Genomic DNA, 18,539 nt, shown 5'->3' with positions numbered 1-18,539 from the left:
GTCCTTTTTTTTAACTCTCTTGGGGAAGAGAAGTGGATCACAAATTATGCATTTTCTTCAATGACTAAATTGCTGTCATTTAGGACATCACGATCTAGTTCATTGATTCTAGAACTCGTCACGATTCCTGCGACCATGCTGTCACTCACGTTAACAGCAGTTCTCGCCATATCGATCAACGGTTCTACAGAAATCACTAATCCAACAATCGCAACTGGTAAGTTCATAGCGCCTAGTACGATCAAGGAAGCAAAAGTCGCTCCACCACCGACACCGGCAACACCAAATGAACTGATTGTAACAATTGCAACTAACATCAAAATAAATTCTAAACTAAAGACATTGATCCCAACAGTTGGTGCAACGATCGTTGCCAACATTGCAGGATAAACCCCTGCACAGCCGTTTTGACCAATCGACAAGCCAAAGCTTGCAGCAAAGTTAGCGGTCGCATCATCGACGCCCAATGCCTTTGTTTGTGTTTCAATATTTAAAGGTAATGCTCCCGCACTTGATCTTGATGTGAAAGCAAAGCTCAACACTGGAAATGATTTTTTCAAATAATTTACAGGATTTACTTTTACCGCAATCAAAATCGCTAAGTGAATTAGCATCACAATAATCAACGCAGTATATGAAGCTAAAACAAATTTACCCAAGTTCAATATTGCTTCAAAATCACTTGTCGCTACCACATTTGTCATCAACGCCAACACGCCATACGGTGTCAAACGCAACACAAGTGTCACGATACGCATCGTAATTTTATAAAGACTGTCGATCAGATTGGCGAAAAATTCTCCTTCTTTTGGCGCTTTACGTTTCACACCAAGATAAGCTACACCAACGAAAGCCGCAAAAATAACCACACCGATCGTACTTGTTGGACGAGTGCCAGCAAAATCTGCAAAGACATTTCTAGGAATAAAGGCTAAAATTTGTTGAGGAATCGATAGGTTTTCAACGGTTTCCTGTCGAGTCGCAAGTTCTGCGATCCGTGCCGTTTCTGCCGCTCCTTCAGTAAATTTCGCACCTTGAAGTCCAAACAATAATGTAGTTCCGATTCCGACCAATGCAGCGACGGCAGTCGTACCTAACAATGTTGCCAGCACATTAAAGCTGATTTTTCCTAATTGTTTGGATTCTTTCATTTTCGTAAATGCTCCGACGATCGAAACAAAGACTAAGGGGATTACGAGCATTTGTAAAAATGCTACATATCCATTACCTACAATACCAATCCAGTCCATTGCTTGTGTTGTAACTTTATCTTGAGTACCAAATGCGAATTGAATAATTGCGCCTAAAACAATACCCACGCCTAATGCAGCAAAGACACGTGTTGAAAACTTAAGGTGTTTTTTCTGCATACGATAAAAGACGTATAACACAGCGACAAAAGCCAGGACCACTAAAACAGTGATGAGTGTTGTCATTTTTTTCCCTCCCAATTTTTAAAGCGAAAGCAGCCTTTAAAGCTAACCACCGCAAAATAAATGACAGTCCATCAAAGGAAGTAAAGGTTCCCGGGAATCATTCTTCAATGATCCGCCCTAAAAATTAAAAAGCTTATTTTTAGTGATACATCTATTTTACCTGATTTTAAATAAGAAAAGATACTTTTTTGTTTCACTGATGATAGTAAAAAAGAGTTTGTGATAGTTTCAGGCTATCACAAACTCTTTTTTCTATTTTATCCTTCTTGTGATGATTGAAAGTTCAATTGAATTCCTGGCTTATCCAGTGCAATTTCAGTCACTTCATAGGCCATACGTTGAACAATACTGAATAGAGGACTTACTAATTCATCCACTTCTTCTTGGCTGATATCTTCTTGTTTTTCAATTTTGTGATTGATGATATGGTTGATTTGACTCACAGATCCTGACAACACATATTCTTCAAATACTAAGCGAAACTCTAAACGAGCCGCGATAATTGAATTTTCTTTAGGATAATTTTCATCTGTTGATTCGATTGGTGAAAAACCAACTCTCAGATCTGTTTCTACCTCACCCATATCTTGTGTACGCATATCGTAATGAAAAGCTTCTACGACTTCTTGCTGACGTTTTATTTCCACGTTTTTATACTCTCCTTTATATTCGGTTTGACAGTCACTATTTTACTGAAAAAATAATTGCTCTGCTTAAAATCATTATAACATATTTCTTTTTCTTAAAAATAGCTCAAACCCTTATTCCATTAATTTTTAAAAGAATGGATCGGCGCTGGAATACGTCCGCCGCGTAAAATAAAATCGGTAGAAGCGTAGTCATTGACTTTCATCACAGGTGCTCTGCCTAATAATCCGCCAAATTCTACCATATCTCCTACTTGTGTTCCTTTGGCTGGAATGATTCTGACAGCTGTCGTCTTATGATTGATCACACCGATCGCTGCTTCATCAGCGATCATAGCGGCAATTGTTTCAGCAGAGGTTTCTCCAGGAATCGCGATCATATCTAATCCTACCGAACAAATGGCAGTCATTGCCTCTAATTTTTCCAAATTCAAAGCGCCATTATTCACCGCATTGATCATGCCGGCATCCTCAGAGACAGGAATAAATGCGCCAGAAAGTCCGCCAACGTGATTACATGCCATTACTCCACCTTTTTTCACCGCATCGTTCAATAGAGCCAATGCAGCAGTTGTCCCATGAGTCCCAACACTTTCCAAGCCCATCTCTTCTAAAATATAGGCAACACTATCTCCAACAGCTGGTGTAGGCGCTAAAGATAAATCAACGATTCCAAACGGAACATTCAGTCGTTCGGAAGCAATTTTTCCAACTAACTGACCCATTCGTGTGATTTTAAAGGCTGTTTGTTTTACGACCTCAGCTACAACATCAAAAGGCTCACCTTTGACCTTTTCCAGTGCCCGTTTGACAACTCCTGGTCCACTGACACCCACATTGATGACACAATCAGCTTCCCCTACGCCATGGAAGGCACCAGCCATAAATGGATTGTCTTCAACAGCATTTGCAAACACAACTAATTTGGCACAGCCCATATCAGATCTTTCTGCAGTTTCTTTGATCACATAGCCCATATGACGAACAGCATCCATATTGATACCGGCACGGGTTGAGCCGATATTCACAGAAGAACATACAAATTCTGTTTCAGCCAATGCTTGTGGAATCGAATTAATTAGAATATCGTCACCATGCTGATACCCCTTTTCAACTAAGGCGCTAAATCCGCCAATAAAGTTGACCCCAACCGCTTGAGCTGCTCTATCTAATGCTTTCGCATATTTCACATAATCTTTATCTAGACTAGCTGCGGCAATGATTCCAATCGGAGTTACTGAAATCCGTTTGTTGATGATCGGAATCCCGTACTCTGATTCAATCTCAGCTCCAACTTTAACAAGATTTTTCGCTAAGCGAGTGATTTTTTCATATATTTTTTGACAGGCACGATCACTATCACTATCAATACAATCAAGTAATGAAATCCCCATCGTGATCGTTCTGATGTCTAAATTTTCTTCTTCGATCATGCGAATCGTTTCTAAAATTTGGTTTGTTTCCAAAATGATTCCTCCTAATTTTAAAAGTAACACGAACTAGCTTATAAAGTTAGATGATGTTAAAAAATAAAGCTCAAGCTAGTATATGATTATTATAACTTGTGCATCACGTTGAATATTTCTTCGTTTTGGATACTGATCGTGACTCCTAATCGTTCACCCAATTCATTCAATGTTGCACGAATGTCTTCAAAATTAGCTTGTTCTTTGGAAAGTTCTAGTACCATCATCATCGTAAAATAGCTGTCCATGATCGTTTGAGAAACATCAAGGATATTAATGTTCATTTCAGCTAATGTCTGGCTTACACCAGCGATGATCCCTACTTTATCTTTTCCTATAACTGTCAGTACTGCCCGCATATATTTTCCTCCTCAATCATTTTTTCCATTATAACATAGCACGTTCACTTGTTAACAAAAAAGCGGAACAAATCCTACTAAAATGAACTGATTGTTCGCTTTTCAACAAAAAAATTGAAAATCAACTCTTCCTAGTCAATTTTCAATCTACTACTTCTACTTTATTCATTTTTAAACCACTCTAAAAAACTGTTCTTTACATTTCGAACAAGTCACTTTGATCTTGCCTCTTTTTTTCGGCGCACGTAACTGCTGTTTACAAGCTGGACATTTAAAGTAACGATAGGTATGCCGATTGACGAATCTTATCTTGATCATCGAAAAAAACGTTAGCACCCGTTGTCGGCTCGCTACAAAACGAGTATTTTCATTTGCTCTTGGGTATATCCGTTTTGAAAAAAAGCGATAATTCGACCATAACCATAACCCAAATGCTGCAAAAAATACAACTGACGTTGATAAAAATAAATTTACTATCAGCAAAATAAAGCTAAGCGACAACAACGTACGATTAAGTGAATCGATTCGTGCATATCTTCCAGTTAATAATTTCTGCATTTTTCTATTCCAACGAAGCAATCGCTCAAACCACAGTTGTTTCATGTTATCCCTCTTTCTCTACTCTATGCTATTATCTCAATCAATAATCACCAATTCAAGAGTATTTACGAATAAATTTGCTGGAGTTTTTGAATTTCCTCTTTGATTTGAGCTTTGACTTCGTCCGGTTCTATCACTTCGATCGCACTACCAAAAGAAAGTAAATAAGACGTTAGCCAACTGCCTTTCGGTTGCTGTGTTCTTACCGTCGTATACTTTTCATGAGGCTCTATTTCAACTTCAGACAGCTCTTCTTTGATTCTATAAAAGAGCTCATTTTGTACTTGGAATACCACATCAGTCGTTTCAAATCGGGGTTGATAGTTTTTGTCTAAAAGCAATACATCGATTTCATTATCTGTCATGACCAAATCAGCGATCCGTTTCAATTTAAATAAGCGCGTCGTTTTTCGAACACAACAATATCCTGCAAGATACCAAGCATTTTGCTTAAAGATCAGTTTGTTTGGCATGACTTCCCGAGAAATTCCTTCACCTTTGCCATTCTTATAATAAAAAGAAACACATTTCCCTTTTATTTTGGCTTCTGTGATCAATTCGATCGCATGAGCTTCGTCTTCTTGCCCCCAAGTTGAAAAATCGATATCGATCCAAGGTTCTATTTCTTTATTGAATAAGGAGGAAAGTTTATTGACTAATGGTTCGACACTACTCAGATTCGCCGCCGATAAGTTCTGTAACCCTACTATGATCTGGTCCTGTTCTTCATCATCAACAAAGGTTGCCGGCAAATGATGTGTATCCAACAAATGGATCCCTCCATCACGGCCACTTTTAGCGTATATCGGAAAGCCTTGAGCAGACAATACATCAACATCTCGATAGATCGTCCGCGTCGAAACTTCCAACTGTTCCGCCAGATAAGTCGCTTTCACTTTATTATGGAGAGTCAGGTAGTGCATGATGTAGAATAATCTTGATAAACTATTCATGTATCTTAAAATCCAAGATCAGTTTGCTTGTTTCACCAATAAAATCGTACTGATAAGAACCAGACAATCCCTGTAATTCTCCTGTACCTTTGATGATCATTCCAGGTGAATCAAGTGCTCCTTTATCGAATAAGCCTTTTTCCGCAGCTGTAAAGGTTCCTGTTTTTCCTTTATACTGTCCCTCAAAATGAAGAAATCCAGTAATTCTAGCTGTGGCAAGATGGCCATCTTCTTGATTGCTTTCAATATAGTATAATAGATATTCAACCCATGCGATTCCTTGCAAATCTCCCTCAAGCTGATACTGAGCGTGTACTTGATTGAGCGGAAAATCTGTCTTTTCAGCATCAATCGTCTGTTCATCCCACTTGGTCACGTTAAATGTTGTACTCATACTTACCCCTCCCTATAATTTAAAGGATACCAAACATATGTTCTTTTTTCAAGATGGAATTGTCTAATTAAGTACAATATATACTTAAATTTCTTTTGTTAAAAATAGAATCATATAAATAAACTTTTCTGTATAATAGATAACCCGCTACGTACTAATTATAAAATTCATTTTTTATTGTTTTTTTTGATAGCTTTGATAAACTATAAAAAAGGATTTACTATAAAAGATTAATAGGAGAACCCAATGACAATTAATAAATTTGATGATACTAAATTGTATGAACTACTAGGACGCGCCGATATTCAAGAAATTGATAATTTTCTAGAAAAATATGGAATAAATAGTGTAGATAGAGATGGGCGAACTTTTTTATTATCAACAATAGTTAAAGGGGAAAAAAATTAGCCAAACATCTAATTAATAATGGACTTAACTTGAATGCAAAAGATAATGCAGGATTTACAGCATTACATTTTGCTGTAATGAGTAATCAATACGAAATAGCTGATTATCTCATTACTAAGGGAGCTAAGATAGATTCCCAAGATAATTTCGGAAATACACCATTATGGCGTGCTGCAATGGAATACGAAGACGAAAATAATAAGCTGATTCAATTATTGCTGATGAATGGTGCTGATCCTAGAATTGAGAATAACTATGGGATTTCAGCAGAATCCTTGTTATCTGAATAATCTTTGATATTAAAAAGTGGAACTGATTGTAAACTCGTTATAAGATACCTCGTATGGTGTTTTCCATTTAGACATTTTCTAGGTCGATTATTGGATTTGTGAATGACAAATTCAATATTTTCCTCCGAAACAGGCGTCATATCTGTGCACTATGGAGTATTTATGACAGTTATCGTATTTAATATAGCTTCTTCCCAAATCACTAACTAAGTTCTTCACTTAGTATTTCGAACATTTGCAAATCTTTAGTTGTTATCTTTATTCCTATATAATCGAAACCATCAGATTTAACCTGATCCCAAGAAACTTTTCTTCCATCAATTAGGGTAACAAAACCATGATCATCAATCTCATAGTCTTCCTTCTCCTCATCATAGTTGATCCCAATACCAATTGATAGATTGATTTTGTAGATGTCATTGACTGGGTAGCGCTTTAACTCATTATTATCTAAAACAAACTCTTGAATAGTATCGCAAAACATAGTGTTATAACCATACAAGGCACTATCAAACAGTAATAATTCTCTGCCGTTTTTTTCATTTTTAGCTATTATTTTTAGTTGCTTATCATTACTTTCAGAAGTAATAAGTTGATTATTACCGGAGAGAAAAAGTTCTCCTGAATGAAGTATTTCATAACTTTCTTCAAGATTATCTAAAACTATCTCCAGTTCTAAAAAATCTGCTATTGAGACAACATTTGCTATTCCAACTAAATATGATGGTAACATGTGATCCTTCCTCTCTTAATTGCATTTATATTTTCATAATAAGACACTGTTGCAGCTTAATAAAGTAATCCTTATTCTATCATACCAAAAAAGTATATAAGAAAAGATTACTTTGAAAATAACAATTTGCAACTAATTTTTTTAGGTCAGTATGAATCATCTATTAGAATACTAGTATAAAAAATTTTCCCTTATTTCTATGTGCACACATAATTACATAAATGAATCGTCATTTACTGGTAAACTTATTATTGATATAATAAACAAAGTGTTCATAAAAGATGCTCTGCACCATGATAAACAGTGAAAAATCTTGGAAAAGATAATTAGACTTTTTGACTTATCTTTATAAAAGAATACATGAAAATAAAGGGGGAGATTTGTGTGTCAATTCTAAAAAAAATCAATCAATTTGAAAATTTTTTATTTGCAGTTCTTTTATGTTATACATTTTTTGGAGCTATTAGATCATCTTTACTAAACTTCCAAAATATTTCAAACTTACTTTATAGCTTTGTAATTATTTTGTTTTTTCTTACTACATATGTGTTTCTTTCAGATAAAAGGACGAAAATAAAAAAGATAATAGTTACAAAATTACGAATAATTTTAACTCACGAACGCCTTATCGTTAGCTTGATGTTTTGTCTATTTATCTTGATCCAGATGGCTTTATTAATCAATATTACTGCTCCTATCGGCTGGGATGTACTTGATAATTTTAATGAGGTTACCTCACCAGAAAAAGGACATTTTAGTTTTGCTTTATCTGTTAATCCCAACAATCAATTTTTCTTTTTTATGATGTATGGAATAAACACGATCATTAACAACATTGATTTTTCAGGTTTGTTAAGTAATTCCTGGTTATCTTGGCAGATAGTCAACTGCATATTCATAGATCTAAGCATCATTATCCTTTATTTATCTGCTAAAAAGTTATTCAATCGATCGATTGCTTTTATCACCTTTTGTCTTTTCTCTTTTTCATTGGCACTTTCACCATGGATCTTAACACCTTACACAGATACCATGGTGTTACCTTTTATCAGCTTTACAATTTTCTTCTTTAGTATTTTAAGAAATAATGATTCTTTAGCCTTATGGAAAAAAATGATGCTGATATGGGGTATCGGGATGCTGATAATGTGCTGTTTTTTAATGAAACCATCTTCTGTAGTATTCTTTATTGCATATGTACTGGTCGTTTTACCGAAGACGCTATTATCCAAAGAATCACGTAAAAAAAAGACTTCACTGATTCTCACAACTGTGATACTTGTGACCAGTTTGATACTCACACAACAATCTTTTAGATTCTTTACTCAACACCAATCGATCATCTCTTTTGATACATCACTTGCAAAACCGTGGACCTTTTTTGTGATGATGGGACTAACTGGCTCTGGAGGCTATAGTGATGCAGATACTCAGATGATCTACAGTATACCAACAGCTAAAGAAAAAAAAGAATACACTAAGGAAATGATCAAAGAACGAATTAAAAATAAAGGTGCGATGGGCTATATAAAATTTCTATCTCAAAAAAATATCAATAATACTGCTAATGGCGATTTTGATTGGGGAGTAGATGGAGCAGATTTAAAACCGGCATCGTCACCTAAAAATAAATTACAAGTTTTTTTACAAAATCTATACTATCCTCAGTCACTTCAGTCTGCTAATATTCGATTTTTAATGCATGTCGTCTATCTACTCACTTTAATAGGAATGATATTGACGATAAGAATGAAAAGAGAAAATGTTTTGATTGAGATACTTAAATTGACTTTTATTGGAATGATTTTCTATCTGCTCTTATTTGAAGGCGGTCGCTCTAGATATTTGATTCAATTTTTGCCTTTTCTATTTTTATTATCTGCTAATGGTTTTTATTATCACTTTAAACACTCGTTATCAGAAATTTAAACAACTACGGAGGCATAAATCTTCAATACAACTAAATTGTAATTGATTTTCATTTATATCATTCCCATCTAACAAACCGCAAAAAAAGAACAGGAGATACTAAAATCCTAGTTCCTTTTTTGTGGTTTATTCTATTTCATAACAACTCATTGATCAACTCAAGCTTTGAATGATCATAGACTATTTCTCAAAATACTTTAAATTCATTGACCGGAAAAAGCTGAACTATTACTTTTCCGATGATATTCTTCTTAGCTACAAATCCATAATGGCGGCTGTCTGTCGCATGTGGTCGGTTATCCCCCATTACAAAATAATATTGTTCAGGGATTACAACTGTTTTTCGTGTAAAGTCTGCTGTGTAATTACGACCATTTCTTTGGCTTTCATTGACTTCATCGATCAAAAATTTTTCATCGACTGGTTGTTCATTGATATATAAAGTGTCTGACGTATAGTCGATCGTCTCTCCCGGCATGCCGATTATACGTCGAACTTGTATCTTTTCATTTCCTAAAGTAAAGACAGCTAAATCAAATCTTTCTAGATCACTCGTTTTTTTCGTTATTACCTTATCTCCTTCACGTAATGTTGGAACCATCCCAAACCCGCTCACAGTAACGATCCTCACAAAACAAAAGCTGACTAACAGTATAAGAATACTCCCAATAAAAAAAGCTAAAAATATCTCTTTAATAACTCTTTTACGCTTACGATGAGCTTGTTTCTTTTTGTTTGATGTAGGTAGGAGGCGTTTTTTCTGTATCTGACGTTTATTTCTGTGCTTTTTAGACGAATGAATGCGACGCTGTCTCTTTCGTTTAGCAGAGTTTCCGCTTATTTTCTTGATAGTTGAGGGGCTAGACAATGATTTTTTCTTCATGACGTTTTCACTCCGCCTATTTTTCTTCTGAAAAGGCTGTTTCATCGACTTTATAATAGGTGAATGCTGCTTTCTCGTATGTTTTTACTTTCTCTATATCTTCTAAGAAGCTATCAACTATTTGGGCGTTCCCGTAAAAATTTTTGGTTTGCGTACTTGCATTCATCCCAACTTGCTTGATCGCATTATAATAGCGATTCAATATCAACTGGCCTTCTTGGGAATTGATCGTACTAGCCGTTTTTGTTCCGTAGCTAGCCATAGCTGTTGCTAAATAGCGGATATTTTTTTGTAATTTTTCTTCGTTGTCACCTTTTTCTTTAGCAAGTGCTAATTGTTGTTCAAAATCACGTAAAAGATAGTACCCTTTCACTACTGAATCTGAATCATTCGTTGTCAGGTTCATGGCTTGGTAATAAGAAAGATAGCTTGATGCACCGGCAAATAAACCTGTTAAAAATAATAGCATCAGAAAAAATTTAAGACTGCTTTTTTTCTTTTTTATGAGCATTTGACGTTTTTTTTTCACTGCTCGTTGCCTCTTTTTATTTTTTAATCGCCTGACTGGCAGCCGTTTGATTTGCTGTTTTATTCGTATGATTCTTACCAAAAAATAGCCTGATCCTAGGAGCACAACGATTGTCATTGCTATACCTATAACGAAAACCCAATCTATAGTAGACACTCTCTTCAGCTCCTATACTGCATTAATAGTTTGTTTTTTTCTGTTTATTACTTATCTTTCCTGAGGGGTGTTTCTTTTGTTTTCGTGTCTTTTTATTAGTAGCATTCTTTTTATTTTTGCTTTTTCTAAAGAAGTGAACAACTAAGAAAAGAAGGAAAATTCCTACAAGAAACGCTGCAACAAGCAATAAAATCAATTTCCAATCCAAACTCTTTTCCTGAACTAAACCGACATCTCGCTCATTGAATTTATTTGCATCTTCATCAGTGATTTTGAATGCTTGCTTCCAAGCCCATTTTTTATCACCAGAAGCAATCAGAATATCAGCTTCATAGTCTCCAGGGATCATTCGCTCGCCATTCATGCTAACAGGAAAATCAATAAATGAATTTGGCGCCATCCGCATAGCCGTTTGTTTTCGCTCATATAAGACCGTTTCTTTTCCTTTTTCAGTAATTTGTACTTCTGCGGTCATATCATTTAAATAGGCAGCTTTGATATTGGAATAGTTGATAAAAATTGCATTTCGGTAATTATTTTGACCTGCTTTCACACTATTCAAAGATAAATCGGGATGTATTACAGTATCATTTTCTTGTAAAAGTACACCAATGACATATGCGTATTGATTGATGATTTTAGATCCTCCACTATTAGTCGTTGCATCTTGTCCAGCACGCATCAATTGAATGCCGCCTGCAACGACTCCATCATACTCTGTCTCCGGCATTTTAATCGTCAAATCTAAACTTTTAGTTTCTCCTGGCGCTAATTCAACAGATTTTGGACCTTCTACAAGGTCAATAAAATTGAATTTCAAGGATGGATCATTTTTGATTGCTGATTCACCATATTCGATCACACCGTTTTGATTTGTTTTTGCTCCATTCACTTGGACATCGATCGTAACCTTTTCAGCACTGGGATTGCTTAACATAATACTTAATTGCTGTTGCTGCCCAGGTGTCATTTTCAGCTTGTAGTAACCTAACTCCTTATCTATTTGATTATCTGGAAAAATAATACTATAGGTAAATCCCGTTGCACCTGCTGAATTCTCCTCATCAGCAGATACCGATACTGCTTGACCTAAAAATATAAATCCCACAATTATACTAAAAACTAGACTAATATACTGCAGCGTAAAAGACTTATGTGTTTTCATAACCAACCTCACTTATTCTGAAATGATTTTCTATGTATACAGGCCAACAAGGTTCACTTGTTGGTCTGTAAAAACTGTTAGAATCAGTTTATTATGCTTATTGTGCTGCAACGATTTTCCATGTTACTGTTGCTGTATAATCAGTTGCCGCCATATTTGAAGCTGTCGCTGCTGGTACAGTTAATTTAACAGAGCTAGTATCCGTATCTGGAGTCCCTACTGTAGAATCTTTACTTTGTCCAAATTCCATGATATAACGACCTTTACCTTCTTTTAAATCTTTGCTGGCAGTTACGATCGTTTTAGCATCATCAGCTGCTTCTGTTAATTGGAATGCTGTTTGTGCATTTGAAGGTACAGTATTTGTATTGCTTCCCTGTGCAGAAACCATTCCATTACTAAAATCGATTGTAGAACCTGTTAATACATTTGTTCCTGTAGTATCTTTGAATTGACTTGATAATTGTGCTGTCACAGTGTATCCATACGTACCGCCTGAACGAACATCCGCCCATTGAACATATGCGCCACGAGTTTTTGCTCCTGCTTCAAAGCTCATTGGTTTAGCAAAACTTGTGACTGCATCTGCAGAAGTTTTGATCGTACCAAAATCTAGATCTGTTGTTTTTTCAACAACTAATGGACCTTTATCAGAGTTCGTATTTTCTCCAGGTGATTCTGGATCAGGATCTGGTAATATTTCGTTAGGGTTTTCTGGATCGACTGTTCCTTGGTCTCCACCACCAGCAGTCCCTTCTTCGACCTTAACTGTACCAGTTGAATTTAATTCTGTTGGAGCTGCAAATGCAGGTGCAGCATTTCCTAATAAAGATACTCCTAAAATTGCTGCTAATGTTGTTGCACAAAGACTTCTTGCTTTCATATTGTTGTTCCTCCTAAAAGTGTGTGTAGTTTATTAAGGCAACTTGGCTAATATCCAAGTTATCTCCGTTTGGTATTCGACCGGATGGATCACTGTCGTTTCCGGTACGGTCAGGGTAATTGCTGAATTGCTATACACTGGCTTGTTATAGGTTTGATCTATAATTGGCTTATGCGAAGCATCAACGACTGGTGTTAGTGTCTGAGGTTGATTATTCGTATTGGTCTCTGAAGCGCCGAATGCGATCGTCCAAATTCCTTTACCACTATTTTTTCCCGCAGTCGCTACTTCATATGCCGAACCAATCGAATTCAAGGCAATCGTTTCGCGTGTTACTGTGGGTGCTTCACTAGTACTACTAGAATTTGCCCAGCCTTTATCCAAGGACAAGACAGCCCCTTTCAACTCTTGTTCCTCAGCATTTTGAATGATCGGATTCGTAAATTGTTTTTCTTGTTTGACCTGTAATGTCCAGCCTGAGGAATCCGCCTGCTGATCTGTGATCTGTATATAACTTCCTCTTGGTCCTGTATCACCAAAAAATTGTTGTGCCCGTGCATTGTAACGGCGAGCACCTTTCGTGATCTTACTTTCACCAAAGTCAAGCGCTGATACATAATCGATCCGAAGTGGACCTGTTGTAGATGGACTTTTCCCAGGATCAACTATTGTACCTGGATTTTCAGGATCGACAGGGTTTGTTGTTGAGCTTCCTTTTACTGACACTGATCCAGATTGCTCCATAGAATCGGGAGCTGCCTGCACAGATAGACTGTTGATGCTAAACAAAAGGACAAGACCCGTCATACTAACTAGAAAAGAAGTGTGTGTGAATCTCATTTCTGCTCCCCCTTTCTCCTTTTAGTAAAAAAGAGAAAGATTAGAACTAAAAGAAGCAAGCCGCCTCCGATTAGACTATAGTGCTTGATCTGTTCTCCCGTATTAGGAAGCGGTTTTCCAATAGGTTTGCTTGGCGTCGCTGAACTGGGTTCTGTGCTGGTAGAACTGCTGGTCTCAGTCGTTCCTTCATAGAATGAAATTTTTCCATCTGTAATGACTTGACCGCCATTTCCTTCATTCGCCTGAACAACGGTTTCTGTAGAAATGACCCCTATCCATAGAATCAGAGAGCAACAGAACAAGATAAATCGCATTTGTTTCATTTTTCTCTCTCCTTTTATGGTTGTCCTGCCATCACTTTCCATGTAATGACGCCAACGTAATCTCCTGTATATACCGTATCAGAGGAATTGATTTGAAGCTTGATTCCATCCGTATTAGCGGCAGTTCCCCAGCCGTTGCTGACAGTATAGCTTCCCATAGTTCCTTGCGTATTGGTATAAATGACTTGTGCATCTTGATTTAAAATCGTTTCTTTTCCCTGATTCACATAGCGTAAAGCATTCGTCAGTTCTTGCCCTTTGGCATTTTGCATCGGTGAGGACAAAGAAGCAGTCATACGCCAACCATTCGCTGCTTCTGCACGAGTATCAGTCACGACTAATTGCTCATCAAAAGCAGGATCTTCTACTCTTTTGGTTGTGGCATCATACGTCAATGTTCCAAACTCCAACGCATGCGGCACTGAAGTTAAACTTAATACCCCTTGCAGTTTGTATCTTACAGTCACCGTTGTATTATCAATTTTTACTGCAGCCTCATTTTCTGGACGTTGAGCGATGTCATAACCCGCTGCTAATACGTTTTCTAATTGAGCTTGAACTTCAGCATTTTTGGTGAGATCAATCGTATCTCCGACTTGTGTATCAAGTGTCACTGTATAACCTGAAAGTACTTGGTCTACTTCATTCACAAACTCGACATTCAACACAGCATCTACATCAACAACTGTGACATTGATCGTCGTAGAGATATCTGTTGGCAATCCAGAATCACTAGCTTTGACTGTTAGTGTCACGGGATATGCTTTAGGTTGAATCGCTGCAATATCATTCAACCCACCAAAATCTGTCACTTTTATAAATGAACTAAGATCAGTTTTTTCACCCTCTACTAACTTATATGCAACTGGCTGGCTGTGTGTGAGAATGTAATCTTTCAATTGATCTTCGGATAAATTACGAATATCAACATACGAGGCTTCAAGATCAGAGCCGTAAATTTCTTGCGTCGCTTTGTTCACAGTGAGAGTAGATACAACAGTCGTCATATTCCCAGCTTCATCCGATAAGTCAACTTTTACAGTATGCTCACCAAGTTGACCCATAAAACTGTCAACCAATGACTGCGGTGTTTCTGCATTAAAAGCATACGTGAAATTTTGTGGAGTTGGATTAGAATCGGTTGGATTACCTACAAATTTATCTGCAGTCGGTGTAACTTCGTTTAAAGCAACATGATAATTTACGGACTCTCCTTTTGGCGGCGTTTTATCTAAAACTGTTTGATTCGTGTAGCTGTCCTTCCCATTCAACCATGCATAAGCCTTTATCTTTTGCCCTGCTTTCAACGTAACATTCTCAGGTAGTTCGAAAGTAAATTTTCCTTTATCATCCGCGATCGTATTGAATTTTCGTGCATCTCCTTCAACTGGAGAAGCTACATCAGGAGTCGTTAACAATACATCTTTACTTGGATCGTTTTCATCTGTTACCAGATAAAACAGCATTGCTGCACCATTATTGACTGTCCCAGAAATTTTTTGACCGCTTTCTAGTGCTTTATTATCACTGATTTCATCTACTCCGACGATAACATCTGGAATATAGTCATAAACAATTCTTGAAAAGTTTTCTGTTCGGTAGTTATTTATGAAATTTGTTTGGATCGCATTTGTAATACTATTTCCTGAAACACTTGTTGTAGTAATACCGTTATACTTGATGGTCATTCCATACATCGGTGTCCAATGGAATGTTGGTGTTACTTGTGCTGCATCCTGCTTACTCCAAGAAGAAACTTCCTGAATATCAGCTGTAAACGTCCCTGGATTCGTCATATTGATCAAATTCGCATTTGTATTCCCACGTGAATCCAAGTCTATTTTTTGAGCATTCGAGAATTGGAAGATGGTATTGCTGCCAAAATCCAGCATATTCCGAACACCAGTCCCATCTTTAATAACAGATTCAAAGGTTCCTTTATCACCAATAATAAAAGAAGAACCACTACCTCCATAGATCATTGAGCTTGTCGATGTCCCTTCATTTGTAGACGTAAACTTTGTTTCACCTTGATCGCTTACTTTAAATTTAGAGCCGTTAGAAAGATCAAGAAGACGTCCAACTCCCCCGTTTTTATTCAAAGTCAGCTGCCCTTTTTCTGCGACATCAAATTTGGCATTTTGTCCCATGGAAATAACTGGAGCACCTGCTGTCATCTGATTTGCGTTGATGGTCATTTCTGCATTGTCACCGACATTGATAGCGGAATTTTGTTGAAGCATAAATCCTGCACGTGAACTAGTTGTTGCAATCGGACCGTTGATGTTCACATTAAAATGACTGCTTTCCTCCAGATCGATACTCGTCGTCCACTGAGAAGTTGCTGATTGGTAACCTAAACGTACGGGTACCCGTGTTGTTCCATCTGCTGTCTCAACATTTAATGTGGCGTTTTTACCGACATCTATTTTTCCATTTCTTTGGACACTTATCACAGAGGGAATATTACCGCCGTCAGTTTGCCAAGAATTTGTTTCTCCTGCGTTCCCTAATGTACGAATCGTTGCAGTAGCATTTTCTTCTAAAGTCAATGAAGGTTGGATCGTTGCGACCGTATCATAGTTAGAGTACCAGCTACCTAAAATCACACCATCACCATTTTCGACTTCGATCGTTGTATCTGTATTAGATGCAAATAAGAGTGTATGTGACTCTAAACCAGATTGATTGGTATTGGCCATATTGCGAACCGCTCCATCATAAGAGGTGTAACTTGTTGCTTTAGACTTAATGACGTTTTTCCCTTCAAAACGTAAAAGCGCTTGGAAAGAGGCCGTCACTTGTGAACCTGTATAATTTACATTTCGATACGTGATACTTGAGCCATAGGCATTTCTATCCCACATCGTCACAGGTCCATAATAGTGTCCGCCATACATATCTACATTATCGACGACTGCTTTGTGTACGATCGATGTATTCGTTCCCCACCTATAAGAGTAGCCAATAAAATCAAGAGAGTAGCCATTTCCTAATAACACATAGTTTGGTCGGCTATCCGAGACAGTTCGATCCGTCCTATTCGTTACAGTATTGGTCATAGAATTTTGTACATCGACAATCGTTACTGTATTACTCATCAATGCAGCATCCAGTTGATCCCATGTACTTACTTTTGCTACATTTCCGACATAAACGATGACTTCACTTGTTAAATCGCTGCCTGTTCCTGACACATTTGAAGGAACGGTCAATGTCAAATGAAACTCCTGTAAATCATTTGTTGCAACTGCATCAAGTCCTTTTAGATCCAATAGCTGGATCTTATCGGTTACGTCAATGATAGATCCGCCAGACAGTCCATATGCTTTTGCTCCAGTATCTCTGAGAATCATCTGTTTGATTGCTTCAGTATCACCGTTATAGCTTTGAATATCCGTCATTGTTTTTGCCATATTTTTAGCTACGATCCCCGTCCCGTTTTCCGATAATTCAAACGTTTCAAGATTTGTCATTTGCGGTTGTATAGTTTTTGCATCCCTACTAGCTACATCTAGCGTTGGGGTATTTTTTTTGATAACTTCAACTTCAGATGACTCGTTCGTTGAAAGGGGCGGTGTCGATTCTACAGTACTTTGACTGGTAGATTCTTCTGCTTTCAGCAATGGCGTACTATGATAAAAATAGAAGCCTATCATTGTAATGAAACTCAGAAACAAATAGATACTATTTTTCCTTTTCATTTTTTCACCTCCTTTCAACTGCTTATAAAACTAATCGGTAGCCTTTTGATCGTACAGTCTTGATATAAATAGATGTGCTCTCCAATTTATCTCTGATGTGAAAAACCACGTTTGCTACTCGATAAGGTCGATCACTATAGGGGGATTTCCAAAGAGCTTCATAGATTTCTTTATAGGAGAAGGCTTTCCCAGGGCTGCTATATAATAATTCCATAATTTGATATTCTAATTTCGTCAACGCAATTTCTTCGATCTGATTTTCTTCTGTAACGACAGAAATACTTAAATTTCGAGGGTTTAATTTCATCGATTCTATTTCGGAATCATTCATTTTTGTGCTTTCTTCTATTGGAGTTTGTTTATTTTTCCTAGTAAACGTATTTCGTATGACTAATAGAGGCTCTGCTGGAAAATAATTACTATTAAATACATTGTCGACACCTAGTTGTAAATAGACTTGCCGATCGACAGTCGTTGACTTTTTGGAGAGAACCCAAATAAACACATCACTTTCTTTGCGAATCGACAACACCAATTCACAAATGAGGCTGATCGAATGCTCTTGTGTTTCTTCGATAAAAATACCATCCAAACCTTCACTGCAGATTTGTTCTTTACTTAAATAAGTCAGCATGAAACCATTTTTTTCAAACTCAGACATTATTTTTTCAGGGTAAGTTTTTTGCGATACAATTCCTATTTTATACATGGCGTGCCTCCTGATTCTGGTTATTTAAAATAAAAGCATTTCATTCCCTATTGTTTTCAGAAATGTAGTATAATATCTAAACTCTTTCTTATAACTTCTACTTATAGGAAAGAACATTATGAAACTCAGATT

19 protein-coding genes are annotated in these 18,539 nt (G+C 36.8%); 3 read left to right on the top strand and 16 right to left on the bottom strand.

The genetic code is table 11. From position 1 onward, the window contains the following. Positions 1-44: 44 nt before the first annotated feature. From A5889_RS14810 to A5889_RS14780, 7 genes are all read right to left on the bottom strand, one after another. Positions 45-1,436 (bottom strand): L-cystine transporter, encoded by a 1,392-nt coding sequence (locus A5889_RS14810; RefSeq protein ID WP_087639562.1) that lies wholly within the window; start codon positions 1,434-1,436, stop codon positions 45-47. A 257-nt stretch (positions 1,437-1,693) separates the two neighbouring features. Further along, positions 1,694-2,083 (bottom strand): DUF1149 family protein, encoded by a 390-nt coding sequence (locus A5889_RS14805; RefSeq protein ID WP_087639561.1) that lies wholly within the window; start codon positions 2,081-2,083, stop codon positions 1,694-1,696. 122 nt (positions 2,084-2,205) lie between these two features. After that, positions 2,206-3,549 (bottom strand): PFL family protein, encoded by a 1,344-nt coding sequence (locus A5889_RS14800; RefSeq protein WP_087639560.1) that lies wholly within the window; start codon positions 3,547-3,549, stop codon positions 2,206-2,208. An 89-nt stretch (positions 3,550-3,638) separates the two neighbouring features. Continuing rightward, on the bottom strand, positions 3,639-3,908 hold the full coding sequence (locus A5889_RS14795) for an ACT domain-containing protein (protein ID WP_087639559.1): 270 nt from the start codon (positions 3,906-3,908) through the stop codon (positions 3,639-3,641). Positions 3,909-4,079: 171 nt separating this feature from the next. After that, a complete protein-coding gene (locus A5889_RS14790) occupies positions 4,080-4,511 on the bottom strand; it encodes a hypothetical protein (RefSeq protein WP_087639558.1) in 432 nt (143 codons plus the stop codon). Between the two features lie 62 nt (positions 4,512-4,573). Beyond that, on the bottom strand, positions 4,574-5,461 hold the full coding sequence (locus tag A5889_RS14785; protein ID WP_087639557.1) for a helix-turn-helix transcriptional regulator: 888 nt from the start codon (positions 5,459-5,461) through the stop codon (positions 4,574-4,576). Next, positions 5,454-5,855 carry a DUF3224 domain-containing protein gene (locus tag A5889_RS14780; RefSeq protein WP_087639556.1) on the bottom strand — a complete coding sequence of 134 codons (402 nt, stop codon included), beginning with the start codon at positions 5,853-5,855 and terminating at the stop codon, positions 5,454-5,456. The genes A5889_RS14785 and A5889_RS14780 overlap by 8 nt, the downstream gene beginning before the upstream one ends. 246 nt (positions 5,856-6,101) lie before the next feature. Here A5889_RS14780 and A5889_RS14775 point away from each other — a divergent pair, with 246 nt between their 5' ends. Both A5889_RS14775 and A5889_RS14770 read left to right on the top strand, forming a co-directional pair. Beyond that, positions 6,102-6,263, top strand: a complete 162-nt coding sequence (locus tag A5889_RS14775; RefSeq protein WP_207114618.1) for a hypothetical protein — start codon at positions 6,102-6,104, stop codon at positions 6,261-6,263. Positions 6,264-6,274: 11 nt separating this feature from the next. After that, positions 6,275-6,553: an ankyrin repeat domain-containing protein gene (locus A5889_RS14770; RefSeq protein ID WP_254909551.1), complete on the top strand. Its 279-nt coding sequence runs from the start codon at positions 6,275-6,277 to the stop codon at positions 6,551-6,553. Positions 6,554-6,755: 202 nt separating this feature from the next. On the opposite strand, the gene A5889_RS14765 is transcribed toward A5889_RS14770, so the two are convergent. Further along, a complete protein-coding gene (locus A5889_RS14765; RefSeq protein WP_087639555.1) occupies positions 6,756-7,286 on the bottom strand; it encodes a hypothetical protein in 531 nt (176 codons plus the stop codon). 384 nt (positions 7,287-7,670) lie between these two features. Here A5889_RS14765 and A5889_RS14760 point away from each other — a divergent pair, with 384 nt between their 5' ends. Beyond that, positions 7,671-9,215 carry a glycosyltransferase family 39 protein gene (locus tag A5889_RS14760; protein WP_176372748.1) on the top strand — a complete coding sequence of 515 codons (1,545 nt, stop codon included), beginning with the start codon at positions 7,671-7,673 and terminating at the stop codon, positions 9,213-9,215. 187 nt (positions 9,216-9,402) lie between these two features. On the opposite strand, the gene lepB is transcribed toward A5889_RS14760, so the two are convergent. The 8 genes from lepB to A5889_RS14720 form a co-directional block, all read right to left on the bottom strand. After that, positions 9,403-10,098, bottom strand: coding sequence for a signal peptidase I (gene lepB / locus A5889_RS14755; RefSeq protein WP_087640395.1), 696 nt, complete (start codon positions 10,096-10,098; stop codon positions 9,403-9,405). A gap of 16 nt (positions 10,099-10,114) precedes the next feature. Beyond that, positions 10,115-10,627 carry a hypothetical protein gene (locus A5889_RS14750; RefSeq protein WP_242585504.1) on the bottom strand — a complete coding sequence of 171 codons (513 nt, stop codon included), beginning with the start codon at positions 10,625-10,627 and terminating at the stop codon, positions 10,115-10,117. Between the two features lie 178 nt (positions 10,628-10,805). Continuing rightward, complete coding sequence (locus tag A5889_RS14745; RefSeq protein ID WP_087639552.1) at positions 10,806-11,948, bottom strand: DUF916 and DUF3324 domain-containing protein; 1,143 nt, start codon at positions 11,946-11,948, stop codon at positions 10,806-10,808. A 97-nt stretch (positions 11,949-12,045) separates the two neighbouring features. Further along, positions 12,046-12,831, bottom strand: coding sequence for a WxL domain-containing protein (locus A5889_RS14740; protein WP_087639551.1), 786 nt, complete (start codon positions 12,829-12,831; stop codon positions 12,046-12,048). 33 nt (positions 12,832-12,864) lie between these two features. Beyond that, a complete protein-coding gene (locus A5889_RS14735; RefSeq protein ID WP_087639550.1) occupies positions 12,865-13,671 on the bottom strand; it encodes a WxL domain-containing protein in 807 nt (268 codons plus the stop codon). After that, positions 13,668-13,994: an LPXTG cell wall anchor domain-containing protein gene (locus A5889_RS14730; protein ID WP_087639549.1), complete on the bottom strand. Its 327-nt coding sequence runs from the start codon at positions 13,992-13,994 to the stop codon at positions 13,668-13,670. Before A5889_RS14730 ends, A5889_RS14735 begins: the two co-directional genes overlap by 4 nt. A gap of 14 nt (positions 13,995-14,008) precedes the next feature. Beyond that, positions 14,009-17,698 carry a pectate lyase-like adhesive domain-containing protein gene (locus A5889_RS14725; protein ID WP_087639548.1) on the bottom strand — a complete coding sequence of 1,230 codons (3,690 nt, stop codon included), beginning with the start codon at positions 17,696-17,698 and terminating at the stop codon, positions 14,009-14,011. 22 nt (positions 17,699-17,720) lie between these two features. Continuing rightward, a complete protein-coding gene (locus A5889_RS14720) occupies positions 17,721-18,407 on the bottom strand; it encodes a response regulator transcription factor (RefSeq protein WP_087639547.1) in 687 nt (228 codons plus the stop codon). Positions 18,408-18,539: the final 132 nt, after the last annotated feature.

The sequence above is a fragment of the Enterococcus sp. 9D6_DIV0238 genome, from assembly GCF_002174455.2.
Classification (GTDB): Bacteria; Bacillota; Bacilli; order Lactobacillales; family Enterococcaceae; genus Enterococcus_L; species Enterococcus_L dunnyi.
This window is presented reverse-complemented; position numbering and strand designations above follow the sequence as displayed.

What these genes read in the sequence shown, in the direction of transcription:
- A5889_RS14810 (WP_087639562.1), bottom strand. Translation starts at nt 1,436, where the DNA reads ATGACAACACTCATCACTGTTTTAGTGGTCCTGGCTTTTGTCGCTGTG.
- A5889_RS14795 (WP_087639559.1), bottom strand. Translation starts at nt 3,908, where the DNA reads ATGCGGGCAGTACTGACAGTTATAGGAAAAGATAAAGTAGGGATCATC.
- A5889_RS14790 (WP_087639558.1), bottom strand. Translation starts at nt 4,511, where the DNA reads ATGAAACAACTGTGGTTTGAGCGATTGCTTCGTTGGAATAGAAAAATG.
- A5889_RS14785 (WP_087639557.1), bottom strand. Translation starts at nt 5,461, where the DNA reads ATGAATAGTTTATCAAGATTATTCTACATCATGCACTACCTGACTCTC.
- A5889_RS14780 (WP_087639556.1), bottom strand. Translation starts at nt 5,855, where the DNA reads ATGAGTACAACATTTAACGTGACCAAGTGGGATGAACAGACGATTGAT.
- A5889_RS14775 (WP_207114618.1), top strand. Translation starts at nt 6,102, where the DNA reads ATGACAATTAATAAATTTGATGATACTAAATTGTATGAACTACTAGGA.
- A5889_RS14765 (WP_087639555.1), bottom strand. Translation starts at nt 7,286, where the DNA reads ATGTTACCATCATATTTAGTTGGAATAGCAAATGTTGTCTCAATAGCA.
- lepB (WP_087640395.1), bottom strand. Translation starts at nt 10,098, where the DNA reads ATGAAGAAAAAATCATTGTCTAGCCCCTCAACTATCAAGAAAATAAGC.
- A5889_RS14745 (WP_087639552.1), bottom strand. Translation starts at nt 11,948, where the DNA reads ATGAAAACACATAAGTCTTTTACGCTGCAGTATATTAGTCTAGTTTTT.
- A5889_RS14740 (WP_087639551.1), bottom strand. Translation starts at nt 12,831, where the DNA reads ATGAAAGCAAGAAGTCTTTGTGCAACAACATTAGCAGCAATTTTAGGA.
- A5889_RS14735 (WP_087639550.1), bottom strand. Translation starts at nt 13,671, where the DNA reads ATGAGATTCACACACACTTCTTTTCTAGTTAGTATGACGGGTCTTGTC.
- A5889_RS14730 (WP_087639549.1), bottom strand. Translation starts at nt 13,994, where the DNA reads ATGAAACAAATGCGATTTATCTTGTTCTGTTGCTCTCTGATTCTATGG.
- A5889_RS14725 (WP_087639548.1), bottom strand. Translation starts at nt 17,698, where the DNA reads ATGAAAAGGAAAAATAGTATCTATTTGTTTCTGAGTTTCATTACAATG.
- A5889_RS14720 (WP_087639547.1), bottom strand. Translation starts at nt 18,407, where the DNA reads ATGTATAAAATAGGAATTGTATCGCAAAAAACTTACCCTGAAAAAATA.